The organism is Cupriavidus sp. C3SS-1 (assembly GCF_057073755.1).
The window spans coordinates 1,043,843-1,055,554 of the sequence record NZ_CP172699.1 but is presented as its reverse complement, the minus strand read 5'-3'; the positions used below and the strand labels follow the sequence as shown (position 1 = coordinate 1,055,554).

Sequence of the window (11,712 nt, the reverse complement as noted above, 5' to 3'; positions counted from 1 at the left end):
GGCCTGTCGCCACGCGGAGAATCGATGCCCCCGCAGCACTTCAGGAGGAACGGAAGCGGAAACGGAGGTGTCGGGCACGGAAGCGGGTTCGGTTGGCATCAATGTTGGATCAAGTCATTTTGACGGCGCCGCCAGACGGGCAATCAAGCGGCGCGGGACCGGACAGCCGGTCAGGTTCGTCTTGCGGGCGGTCGCGGGCTATCCGTGCGGTTGCGCAAGGTGGCATGCAGGCGGCGCACGCCGCGCCAGAGCTTGGGCAGCAGCCAGACGGCAATCACCAGGAAAACTACCAGCAGGACCAGGAACAGCACCGGCTGGAAAAAGGCCAGCAGCAGGCTGCCGGTTGCCGTGACATCCTCGGTAAATGAGGCCGCCCAGTTCGAGAAAGGCTCCGGCGAGACATTGATCAGCGCGCGCGTGCCGGCCTTGGCGACGTGGGCCGTGCCGGCAAGGGTTCCGCCGACCAGCCCGGCCGCGACCATCCACTGCGGGTCCAACTGGCCGAATGCCGCCGCCGCAAGGATGGCACCGGCAGGAATGCGGATGAAGGTATGGATGCTGTCCCAGACCGAATCAAAGCCGGGGACCTTGTCGGCGATGAACTCCGCCAGCGCGAGCACCGCCGCCACGCCGATCACCCACCATGACTCCAGCGCGTGCAACCCCGGCGGCAGGTGCAGCCAGCCCAGCCGCGACAGCGCGCCTGCGGTCAGGATTGCGAGATAGAGTCGGAAGCCGCTGGCCCAGGACATGCCTGCGGCCAGCGCGGCGGTTTCCAGCATGGGGCTCCTTGCAATGGCGGAACGATGGCTCAGGCCACTGCAAGGAGTGTAGCGCGAACCCCGCGCCTGCAATCAGGCCCGGCCGCCAGCGGATCAGCCGCCCTCCTTGCCGTCGGGGCCGAACCACGGCAACGCTTCCTGCGGCGTGAGGATGCCGGCGGGCTCTGCCATCGCGTAGCCCGGCAATGCCTCGATGCGCCGCGCGAACGCGGGATCGGCGAGCAAACCCAGCAGGCCTGGCATCCAGCCCGCGGTCTGGTCGTTCTTGCGCAGCGCCAGGTAGTACGCCTCGCGCGTGAGCGGCACAAAACCCAGGCCCAGCGCCTCGGCATTCATGCGCAACCCGAAGCCGACCTGCGCGCGCCCGGCATGCACGGCTTCCGCCACCTTTTCGTTGCTGAATTCCGGCTCGTCGTAGCCGGTGATCTGATCAGGATAGAGCCCGTCGGCGGCCAGGAGCTGGTCAAACAGCATGCGCGTGCCGGAACTGCGCTGCCGGTTGATGAAGCGCGCCCGGGTGTTGACCAGGTCACGCAACCCATGGATCTGGCCAACCATGTCGGGCGCCACGATCAGGCCCTGTTCACGCCACGCCAGGCGCAGCAGGCGCACCGAGGCGGGCCGCAGCCACTTGCGCAGGGTCAGGTGCGCGACGGACCCCGCGGTCTGCACGGGCGACACATAGAAACCGGCCAGTTCCGATTGCCGTTCCTGCAGACAGATCAGTCCCTCGACACTGCCGCAGAACACCGTGTCGATCTGGAGTCCGGCCGTCTGTTCCCGGATGGCGCCGGATAGCACCTCGATGGCGGGATCGTGGCTGCCGGAAAAATGCACGCAGGTCTGGGGCTGGGACGCCTCTTCAAGTTCAGCGGAAAACTCGGCCATGGCGCGTTGCACGGCCGGGTCGATGGTTTCTCTCAGACGCAGTTCGGCGCGCAGCAGGCGTTCGCCGAAACGTGTCAGCGACGCGCCGCGGCCACGTTCCATGTCAAGCACGGGGCGTCCGAACATGTCCTCCCACGTCCGCATCACGCCCCAGGCGTGGCGATAGGACAGGCCGATCTCACGCGCGGCGCGATGCAGCGAACCGGTCTCGCGCACGGCCTTGAGCAACTGGAAGACCTTGGCATTGGCGCGCGGATTGTCATCTTCCGCAATCACTGGAAATAGCTCAAAACGGAATGTCATATGTTCCGCCTTGCATATTTACATCGTGGATGGGCGTCGACCACAATGAATCACCCCGTTTTTCATTTAGTTTTGTGAATTCTCCATGACCTGCCAAGGCATGGCAATTATGTTTTTAAAGACATAACCCAAGGAACCCTATATGTCACGGACTGCATTCCGGAAGCATCCCGTCGTAGTCGGCGTCCTTTTCCTGGTCGCCTTTTCCGCGGCGCAGGCCGGAGAGCTCAAACTGGCCACGACCACCAGCACGGAGAACTCGGGCCTGCTCAAGTACCTGCTGCCGAAGTTCGAGCAGAAGTCAGGTGTGAACATCAAGGTCATCGCCGTGGGCTCCGGCAAGGCCATGAAGATGGGCGAAATGGGCGACGTGGACGTGCTGCTCGTGCACGCGCGCAAGATGGAAGATGAATTCGTGGCGGCCGGCTACGGCGTCAACCGCCGCGACGTCATGTACAACGACTTCATCGTGGTAGGTCCGGCCAGCGATCCGGCGGGCATCAAGGGCGGCAAGGATGTGCTCGCGGGCTTCCGCAAGCTGGCGGGCAGCGGCAGCAAGTTCATCTCGCGCGGCGACAATTCCGGCACCGACGTGATGGAAAAGGACTACTGGAAGCAGATCGGCGTTGAGCCGAAGGGACAGCCCTGGTACGTCAATGCAGGCCTCGGCATGGGCGAGGTCCTGACCATGGCCGCCCAGATGCCCGCCTATACGCTGTCGGACCGCGCCACCTACGGCGCCTACCGCGCCAAGACGGGGCTGGCCATCGCCGTGCAGGGCGACCCGAAGATGTTCAACCCGTACGGGATCATCGCGGTCAACCCGGCCAGGCACGCGGGCACCAACTACACCGACGCGATGAAACTGGTGGAATGGATTACCTCGCCCGAAGGACAGCAGGCCATTGCGGGCTACAAGGTGGATGGCGAGCAGCTGTTCTTCCCGGACTACAAGGCTACGCAAGCCAGCAACTAAGCCGGCCACGCCGTTTTATCGCGAAGACAGGGCAGCCCGGCGCGCTGCCCTTTTCGTTTCAGCCCGCCTCCGCCTCCAGCCGCGGCAATTGCGGCAGGTCGGCGGCCACCTCGGCAATCATCCGACGCATCCACATCACATCCGGCGCGGCATGGCAGCGCTCGTGCCAGAGCTGGTAGAAGCGCATGCGTGGAAATGTCACCGGCGAAGGCACCATCCGGATCGGCAGGTACTGCGCATAGTGCGCGGCAAACTGGCGCCCGGTGGTGAACACCATATCGGTCTTCATCAGCACATACGGCACCAGCCCGAAATACGGCAGCGTCACCTGGATATTGCGCTTGTAGCCCTGTTCGGCGAGCGCCTGGTCGATCATGCTGCGCTGCATCGATGCGTAGGGCGCCGGCGCCAGATGGGGCATCTCCAGGTAGTGCTTCAGCGTCAGCCCCTTGCGCGCGAGCGGGTGCTGGCCGCCCAGCATGCAGACCACCTCGTCGTCGAACAGTGGCGAGATATGCAGGTGTTCGGGCGGCGACAGCCAGTTGCCCACGACAATGTCCAGTTGCCCCTGCTCCAGGTCTTCGAGAAAGTCGCCCGACGAGGTCATCGGATGCACGAACAGCTTGGCTCCCGGGGCCAGGCGGCGCATGCGCTCGACGATATTGGGCAGGAAGAACGCATCCAGGTAATCCGGCGCACCAAGGTGGAACGTGCGCGTGGTGGTGGCCGGGTCGAACTGCTGCGGCGGCCGGGCGATGCGGTCCATCGCCGCCAGGCTCTGCTCGGCCAGCTCGAGCAGTTCGCGCCCGCGCTCGGTCGCCACCATGCCGTTTTTGCCGCGCACCAAAATAGCGTCGCCGGTGATGTCGCGCAGCCGCTTGAGCGTATTGCTGATGGCCGGCTGCGACTGGCCCAGGCGCACGGCCGTGCGGGTCACGCTCTGCTCGGTCAGCAGGGTGTGGAGCACCCGCAGCAAATAGGTATCGAGATGGTCGCGTCCGTGCATGGCGATAAGGGGCGTGCCGGGGGCTGGCCGGCAGGCTGGCGTGGGGTAAGGGAACGGCGCATAGTGTATGTCACGCAACCCGCCATCGGTCAATTCGCGTGGCGGGCGAGCCGATGGGCGGGCATTCTGATGGGGCATATCACCTGGACGGAATATTGCATGAATTAAGCCAATGCTATGTTTCCGCCATCACAGAACGAGATAAAGACCATGGAGACGCAAACCATCCGCTTTTTCCATCGCGGCCAGGTCAGGGAAGTATCCGACGCCCCCGTTACCCGCACCGTGCTGCAGTACCTGCGCGAGGACGTGCGCTGCACCGGCACCAAGGAAGGCTGCGCCGAAGGCGACTGCGGCGCCTGCACCGTCGTGATCGGCGAGCTGCAGGACGGCGGCGATGTCGAATTCAAGGCCGTCAACGCCTGCATCCAGTTCCTGCCGACGCTCGACGGCAAGGCGCTGATCACCGTCGAGGACCTGCGCCAGGCCGACGGCACCCTGCATCCGGTGCAGGAAGCCATGGTCGAATGCCACGGTTCGCAATGCGGCTTCTGCACGCCCGGTTTCGTCATGTCGCTGTGGGCGCTGTACCAGCAGCACACCCCGGGCGGCGAAGCGCCGGCGCGCCAGACCATCTGCGACGCGCTGACCGGCAACCTGTGCCGCTGCACCGGCTACCGCCCGATCATCGACGCCGGCGAACGCATGATGGCCATGCCCGCCCCGCACGCCAGCAAGCTCGATCCGAAGCAGATCGCCGAGAATCTGCGCAAGCTCAAGCGCGGCGAAACCTTCCGCTACAGCGCCAAGGGCCAGAATTTCTACGCCCCGCGCACGGCGGCGGAATTCGGCGCGATCAAGGCCGCCGAACCGGACATCCGCATCCTGGCGGGCAGCACCGACGTGGGCCTGTGGGTCACCAAGCAGTTCCGCGAACTGGGCAACCTGCTCTATATCGGCCAGGTGGAAGACCTGCAGTCGCTCACCGAGCGCGACGGCGCGATCGAGATCGGCGCAGGCGTGACGCTCGAAAAGGCCTACGCCGCACTGACCGCCGCGCACCCGGAACTCGAAGAGATGTGGAAGCGCTTCGCCTCGCTGCCGATCCGCAATGCCGGCACGCTCGGCGGCAACATCGCCAACGGCTCGCCGATCGGCGACTCGATGCCGGCGCTGATCGCGCTCGGCACAGAAGTGGTCCTGCAACACGGCGAGACCCGCCGCACGCTGCCGCTCGAAGACCTTTACCTGGCCTACCAGAAGACGGCCATGACCGAGGGCGAGTTCGTCGCCGCGCTGCGCGTGCCGGTCAAGGGACCGCAGCACTTCAGGACCTACAAGTTGTCCAAACGCTTTGACGAGGATATTTCCGCCGTGTGCGCTGCATTCGGCATCACGGTCGAGCAAGGTGTGGTGACGCAGGCGCGCGTCGCGTTTGGCGGCATGGCCGCCACGCCCAAGCGCGGCGCGGCGACTGAAGCCGCACTGATGGGCCAGCCCTGGAACGAGGCGACCGTGCGCGCCGGCATGGCGGCCCTGTCGCAGGACTACACACCGCTGTCCGACATGCGTTCGACTGCCTCGTACCGCACACGCGGTGCCGCCAACCTGCTGTACCGCTTCTGGCTGGAGACGCGCGCCGATGCGCTGCCCGCAGCCGCCGTCAACGTCCGCGCGCTCGGCGCCGGCACCACCGCAACCGTCACGGCCTGAGGAGAGATCGGCATGAACAAGCAAACCGAACCCTTCCTGCTCGACGCCAGCGTGGCCGACGAGACCGTGCCGCAGGTCGGCATCTCGCGCCCGCATGAATCGGCGCACCTGCACGTGGCGGGCACCGCCACCTATACCGACGACATTCCCGAGCTGGCCGGCACGCTGCATGCGGCGCTCGGCATGAGCAGCCGCGCCCATGCCCGCATCAAGTCGATTTCGCTCGACAAGGTGCGCGCCGCGCCGGGGGTGATCGATGTGCTGACCGTGGACGACATTCCGGGCGTCAACGACTGCGGCCCGATCATCCACGATGACCCCATCCTGGTGCGCGACGTGGTGCAGTTCATCGGCCAGCCGATCTTCGTGGTGGTGGCCACGTCGCACGATGCGGCGCGCCGCGCCGCGCGCCTGGGCGTGATCGAATACGAAGACCTGCCGCCAGTGCTGTCGCCCGAGGCCGCGCACGCGGCAGGCAGCTACGTGCTGCCGCCGATGCACCTGACGCGCGGCGAGCCGCAGCAGCATATCGCCGCCGCCGCGCAGCGCGACGCTGGCAATATCCGCCTGGGCGGGCAGGAACAGTTCTACCTCGAAGGCCAGATTGCCTACGCCGCGCCGCGCGAGAACGACGGCATGCATGTGTGGTGCTCGACCCAGCACCCGACCGAAATGCAGCACGCCGTGGCCCATATGCTGGGCTGGCACGCGCACCAGGTGCTGGTGGAATGCCGGCGCATGGGCGGCGGCTTTGGCGGCAAGGAATCGCAGTCGGCGATGTTCGCGTGCTGCGCCGCGCTGGCGGCCTGGAAGCTGTTGTGCCCGGTCAAGCTGCGCCCGGACCGCGACGACGACATGATGATCACCGGCAAGCGCCATGACTTCGTGTTCGACTACGAAGTCGGCCACGACACGGAAGGCCGCATCGAGGGCGTGAAGATCGACATGGTGTCGCGCGCCGGTTTCTCGGCCGACCTGTCCGGCCCGGTGATGACACGCGCGATCTGCCACTTCGACAACGCCTACTGGCTGCCGAACGTGCAGATCGACGGCTACTGCGGCAAGACCAACACGCAGAGCAATACCGCGTTCCGCGGCTTCGGCGGCCCGCAGGGCGCGTTCGCGATCGAGTACATCCTCGACAACGTGGCGCGCAATGTCGGCAAGGATTCGCTGGACGTGCGCCGCGCCAACTTCTACGGCAAGACCGAGCGCAATGTCACGCCGTATGGCCAGACGGTCGAAGACAACGTCATCCACGAACTGATCGACGAACTGGTGGCCACCAGCGAATATCGCGCGCGCCGCGAGGCTACGCGAGCGTTCAACGCAACCAGCCCGATCCTGAAGAAGGGCATTGCGATCACGCCGGTGAAGTTCGGCATCTCGTTCAACGTGGCGCACTACAACCAGGCTGGCGCGCTCGTGCACGTTTACAACGACGGCTCGGTGCTGGTGAATCACGGCGGCACCGAGATGGGCCAGGGCCTGAACACCAAGGTGGCGATGGTGGTGGCGCATGAACTGGGCATCCGCCTGGAACGCGTGCGCGTGACCGCGACCGACACCAGCAAGGTGGCCAATACCTCGGCCACCGCGGCATCGACCGGCGCCGACCTGAACGGCAAGGCCGCGCAGGACGCCGCGCGCCAGATCCGCGAGCGCCTGGCCGAGTTCGCCGCCCGCAAGGCTGGCGTAACGCCGGAGAGCGTGCGCTTCAACGATGGCCTGATCGTGGCGGGCGAGTTGCGCCTGTCATTCGGCGACCTGGCCCGCGAAGCCTACGTGGCGCGCGTGCAGCTGTGGTCGGACGGTTTCTACACCACGCCCAAGCTGCATTGGGACCAGAAGAAGCTGAATGGCCGGCCGTTCTATTATTTTGCCTATGGCGCGGCCTGCTCCGAGGTGCTGGTGGACACGCTGACCGGCGAATGGAAGCTGCTGCGCGCCGACGCGCTGCACGATGCGGGCCAGTCGCTGAACCCCGCCATCGACATCGGCCAGGTGGAAGGCGCCTTCATCCAGGGCATGGGCTGGCTGACGACCGAGGAACTGTGGTGGAACAAGGATGGCAAGCTGATGACGCACGCCCCGTCCACCTACAAGATCCCGACGATCAACGACTGCCCCGAAAATTTCAACGTGCGCCTGTTCCAGAACCGCAACGTGGAAGACAGCATCCATCGCTCCAAGGCTGTGGGCGAGCCGCCGCTGCTGCTGCCGTTCTCGGTGTTCTTCGCAATCCGCGATGCCATCGCGGCCGTGGGTGACTATGAAGCCAACCCGCCGCTGCGCGCGCCGGCCACCAGCGAAGCCATCCTGGACGCCGTGGAAGCGGTGCGCGCCGTGCGCGAAAGCGCCGCACAGCCGGCCTGACGCGCGCGCCTGCCGGGCCCGCCGGACTTTCCCCCCTTGCCTGCTTTCGGGTGGGCAAGGGGCCGGCCGCCCGCGCAGGCACGCGCCACTGCGCTGGCACGCAAACCATCGACCACAGCATTGACCACAGACCGGCACCAGCCGGCAGTCACGACCAAGGCCCCGACATGCAGGACGCACCGCTCAAACCCTTCCGCTTCGCCGACGCCGCGCGCATGGTGCGCACCGGCGTGCCGGTGGCGATGGTCACCATCGTCGAAGTCAAGGGCTCGGCGCCGCGCGAGCCGGGCATACGGATGCTGGTCAGCGCCAACGACCTGGTCGGCACCATCGGCGGCGGACACCTGGAATGGCGCGGCATGGATATCGCGCGTGCCATGCTGGCGGACGGCAAGGAGCAGCGCCGCATCGAGCGCATTCCGCTGGGCCCGGCACTGGGCCAGTGCTGCGGCGGCGTGGTCCAGCTGGGCTTCGAAGTCCTCGGCCAGGATGACTTGCGCTGGCTGGACGCAGTGGAAGCCGCTTTCGCCGCGGGCAGATCACTGCAACGCACGGTTCCGGCATCAGGTGCAGTAACCGCCGCAGAATGCCGCGCGGCGGTGCCGTCGGTCACGCTCGAAGCGGGCGGCTCCTGGATCGACACGCTCGTCCCCGATGAGATGCACGTCGTCCTGTTCGGCGCCGGCCACGTCGGTCATGCGCTGGTCAAGGTGCTGGCCAACCTGCCGTGCCGCGTGCACTGGGTCGATGAACGCGACACGCTGTTCCCGGCCGGCCTGCCCGACAACGTCGAGGCCGAGGCCAGCGACACGCCTGAAGCCGTGGTCGCGCAGGCGCCCGCGGGCAGCTACTTCCTGGTCATGACGCACAGCCACGCGCTGGACCAGACCTTGTGCGAGGAGATCTTCCGGCGCACCGACTTCGCGTATTTCGGGCTGATCGGCTCCAAGACCAAGCGCGCGCGCTTCGAGCACCGGCTGGCGGACTACGGTGTCGACCCGGCCCGCTTCCCCGAAATGACATGCCCGATGGGCGTATCGGGGATCACCGACAAGGCACCGGCTATGATTGCGGTAGCCATCGTCGCCCAGTTGCTGCAGGTCCGCGACCAGCGTCTCGCCGCGCTGCACGCGAGCCACGGGGAGACGGTGCATCCGTAACCATAAGACCGAGGCCCCACATGACCATCGATGCCGCGCTGGCGGACAAGATCCGCCGTACTCCCAAGGCTGAACTGCACGTGCATATCGAAGGCACGCTCGAACCCGAGCTGATCTTCCGGCTGGCCCAGCGCAACCAGGTGAGCCTGCCCTACCCTAGCGTCGAAGCCCTGCGCGCGGCGTACGCGTTCACCGACCTGCAATCGTTCCTGGACATCTACTACGCCGGCGCCAGCGTGCTGCTGACGGAAGAGGATTTCTTCGACATGACGATGGACTACGTCAAGCGCGCCGTCGCCGACAACGTCCGCCACGCCGAGATCTTCTTCGATCCGCAGACCCACACCGCGCGCGGCGTGCCGATCGGCACCGTAATCGACGGCATCGCCGACGCACTGGCCCAGGCGCGTACCGAATACGATTTCTCGAGCAGCCTGATTCTCTGCTTCCTGCGGCACCTGTCCGAGGAAGACGCATTCGCCACGCTGGAAGCCGCAATGCCCTACCGCGACCGCTTTGTCGGCGTCGGGCTGGATTCGTCCGAGCAGGGCAACCCGCCCGAGAAGTTCGCGCGCGTGTTCGCGCGTGCCCGCGAACTCGGCCTGCGACTGGTGGCCCACGCCGGCGAGGAAGGCCCCGCGCAATATGTCATCGACGCGCTGGACATCCTCAAGGTCGAGCGCATCGACCACGGCGTGCGGTCGATCGACGATGCCGCGCTGATCGAGCGCCTGGCGCGCGAACGCGTGGCGCTGACGGTGTGCCCACTGTCGAACCAGAAGCTCAAGGTGCATCCGGACCTGCGCGAACACCCGCTCAAGCGCATGCTCGATGCCGGCGTCATGGTCACGCTGCATTCGGACGATCCGGCCTACTTTGGCGGCTACATGAACGCCAACTGGGAAGCCACGTTCGAAGCGCTGCCGCTCGATGCCGCGGATGCGCACCAGCTCGCGCGCAATAGTTTTGAAGCGGCATTCCTGCCTCCGATGCAGAAGGCCGAGTTCCTGGCGGAGGTCGACCACTTCTGGTCGGCCACGCCGACGTCCCCGCCCGCCACGGTCCCAGCGGCCTGAGCGCGGCGCATAGCAATAGCCCGGCCCTGCGCGTGCGCGCAGGCCGGTCCCGAGAGACAGACCATGACGACCACTCCCCCGACCCCGTCCATTACCCGCGCGATCCGCGGCCGCGTGCTGCATTTCCTGCACGATCCGCAATTCCACGAGGACGCCTATCAGTATTGGGAAGATGGTCTGCTGATCGTCACCGCCGGGCGCATCGTCGCAGCGGGCGACTACAAGGGGCTGGCCGCGCGCATCCCGGCCGGCGCCGAGGTGGTGGACCACCGCGGCAAGCTGATCGTGCCGGGCTTTATCGACACGCACGTGCACTACCCGCAGACCGACATCATCGCGTCGCCGTCGCCCGGGCTGCTGCACTGGCTGGACACCTACACCTTCCCCGAGGAACGCCGCTTTGCCGAGCCCGAATACGCGCGCGCGGTGGCCGGCTTCTTCACCGACGAACTGCTGCGCAACGGCACCACCAGCGCCGTGGTCTGGAGCACCGTGCACAAGGCTTCGGCCGAGGCACTGTTTGCCGAGAGCGAGCAGCGCAACCTGCGCATGATCACCGGCAAGGTGATGATGGACCGCAACTGCCCCGATTTCCTGCGCGACACCGCCGAAACCGGCGCGCGCGATTCGGCCGACCTGATGTCGCGCTGGCATAACAAGGGCCGCCTGGCCTACGCCATCACGCCGCGTTTCGCCCCGACCTCGACCGAAGCGCAGCTGGCCGCCTGCGGCGAACTGGCAAAGGCCTACCCTGACGCGTTCATCCAGACCCACGTCGCCGAGAACCGCGACGAGGTGAAATGGGTTGCCGAGCTGTTCCCGGACGCGCGCAGCTACCTGGACGTCTACGACCGCTATGGCCTGCTGCGCCCGGGCGCGTTCTACGGCCACGCGATCTACCTGGACCAGGATGACCGCCGGCGCCTGGCCGACAGCGGCGCCGCGGTCGCGCACTGCCCGACGTCGAACCTGTTCCTGGGCAGCGGCTTCTACGACTTCCACCAGTCCGACGCCAACCGCCTGAACGTGACGCTGGCCACCGATGTCGGCGGCGGCACCTCGTTCTCGATGTTCCGCACCATGAACGCCGCGCACAAGGTCGCGCGCATGGGCGGCTACCACCTGACGGCGCTGCGCATGTTCTACCTGGCCACGCGCGCCGCGGCCGAGGCGCTGGGCTGGTCCGACCGCATCGGCAGCTTCAGCGAGGGCTGCGAAGCCGACTTCATCGTGCTGGATCCGCAAGCGACGCCGCTGATCGCCCGCCGCAGCGGCCGTTCCGGGACGCTGGAAGAGCAGCTGTTCGCCTTTGCCATGCTCGGCGACGACCGTGTGATCGACAGCGTCTATGTGATGGGCGAGGCAGTACAGACGCCCGTCGTGTGATGACTGACCGACCTTCGGCCGCAATGCGCGGCCGAAGGTCGCTATT

9 protein-coding genes are annotated in these 11,712 nt (G+C 66.4%); 6 read left to right on the top strand and 3 right to left on the bottom strand.

Annotation, left to right across the window (positions count from 1 at the left end; translation table 11 throughout):
* Positions 1–170 precede the first annotated feature (170 nt).
* A complete protein-coding gene (locus ACIGJC_RS04875; RefSeq protein WP_483710895.1) occupies positions 171–782 on the bottom strand; it encodes a DUF4126 domain-containing protein in 612 nt (203 codons plus the stop codon).
* A gap of 93 nt (positions 783–875) precedes the next feature.
* Positions 876–1,973, bottom strand: a complete 1,098-nt coding sequence (locus tag ACIGJC_RS04870) for a substrate-binding domain-containing protein (RefSeq protein WP_483710894.1) — start codon at positions 1,971–1,973, stop codon at positions 876–878.
* Positions 1,974–2,115: 142 nt separating this feature from the next.
* Between ACIGJC_RS04870 and ACIGJC_RS04865 the strand changes: the two genes are divergently transcribed.
* The gene (locus ACIGJC_RS04865) at positions 2,116–2,949 is read left to right on the top strand and encodes an ABC transporter substrate-binding protein (RefSeq protein WP_483710893.1); all 834 of its coding nucleotides are present in this window, start codon (positions 2,116–2,118) and stop codon (positions 2,947–2,949) included.
* 58 nt (positions 2,950–3,007) lie between these two features.
* Here the strand turns inward: ACIGJC_RS04865 and ACIGJC_RS04860 are convergent, their stop codons facing one another.
* On the bottom strand, positions 3,008–3,955 hold the full coding sequence (locus ACIGJC_RS04860; RefSeq protein WP_483710892.1) for a LysR substrate-binding domain-containing protein: 948 nt from the start codon (positions 3,953–3,955) through the stop codon (positions 3,008–3,010).
* Between the two features lie 210 nt (positions 3,956–4,165).
* Here ACIGJC_RS04860 and xdhA point away from each other — a divergent pair, with 210 nt between their 5' ends.
* From xdhA to guaD, 5 genes are all read left to right on the top strand, one after another.
* Positions 4,166–5,668 (top strand): xanthine dehydrogenase small subunit, encoded by a 1,503-nt coding sequence (xdhA, locus tag ACIGJC_RS04855; RefSeq protein ID WP_483710891.1) that lies wholly within the window; start codon positions 4,166–4,168, stop codon positions 5,666–5,668.
* Positions 5,669–5,680: 12 nt separating this feature from the next.
* Entirely contained in the window at positions 5,681–8,044 is a 2,364-nt protein-coding gene (gene xdhB / locus ACIGJC_RS04850; protein WP_483710890.1) for a xanthine dehydrogenase molybdopterin binding subunit, read from the top strand.
* Between the two features lie 167 nt (positions 8,045–8,211).
* Complete coding sequence (xdhC, locus tag ACIGJC_RS04845; protein WP_483710889.1) at positions 8,212–9,204, top strand: xanthine dehydrogenase accessory protein XdhC; 993 nt, start codon at positions 8,212–8,214, stop codon at positions 9,202–9,204.
* Positions 9,205–9,224: 20 nt separating this feature from the next.
* Positions 9,225–10,280 carry an adenosine deaminase gene (locus ACIGJC_RS04840; RefSeq protein ID WP_483710888.1) on the top strand — a complete coding sequence of 352 codons (1,056 nt, stop codon included), beginning with the start codon at positions 9,225–9,227 and terminating at the stop codon, positions 10,278–10,280.
* Positions 10,281–10,343: 63 nt separating this feature from the next.
* A complete protein-coding gene (guaD, locus tag ACIGJC_RS04835) occupies positions 10,344–11,666 on the top strand; it encodes a guanine deaminase (RefSeq protein WP_483710887.1) in 1,323 nt (440 codons plus the stop codon).
* The last annotated feature ends 46 nt before the right edge of the window (positions 11,667–11,712 follow it).

Excerpts from the sequence above, each read along its gene's own strand:
- ACIGJC_RS04875 (WP_483710895.1), bottom strand. The coding sequence starts at position 782 with ATGCTGGAAACCGCCGCGCTGGCCGCAGGCATGTCCTGGGCCAGCGGC.
- ACIGJC_RS04870 (WP_483710894.1), bottom strand. The coding sequence starts at position 1,973 with ATGACATTCCGTTTTGAGCTATTTCCAGTGATTGCGGAAGATGACAAT.
- ACIGJC_RS04865 (WP_483710893.1), top strand. The coding sequence starts at position 2,116 with ATGTCACGGACTGCATTCCGGAAGCATCCCGTCGTAGTCGGCGTCCTT.
- ACIGJC_RS04860 (WP_483710892.1), bottom strand. The coding sequence starts at position 3,955 with ATGCACGGACGCGACCATCTCGATACCTATTTGCTGCGGGTGCTCCAC.
- xdhA (WP_483710891.1), top strand. The coding sequence starts at position 4,166 with ATGGAGACGCAAACCATCCGCTTTTTCCATCGCGGCCAGGTCAGGGAA.
- xdhB (WP_483710890.1), top strand. The coding sequence starts at position 5,681 with ATGAACAAGCAAACCGAACCCTTCCTGCTCGACGCCAGCGTGGCCGAC.
- xdhC (WP_483710889.1), top strand. The coding sequence starts at position 8,212 with ATGCAGGACGCACCGCTCAAACCCTTCCGCTTCGCCGACGCCGCGCGC.
- ACIGJC_RS04840 (WP_483710888.1), top strand. The coding sequence starts at position 9,225 with ATGACCATCGATGCCGCGCTGGCGGACAAGATCCGCCGTACTCCCAAG.
- guaD (WP_483710887.1), top strand. The coding sequence starts at position 10,344 with ATGACGACCACTCCCCCGACCCCGTCCATTACCCGCGCGATCCGCGGC.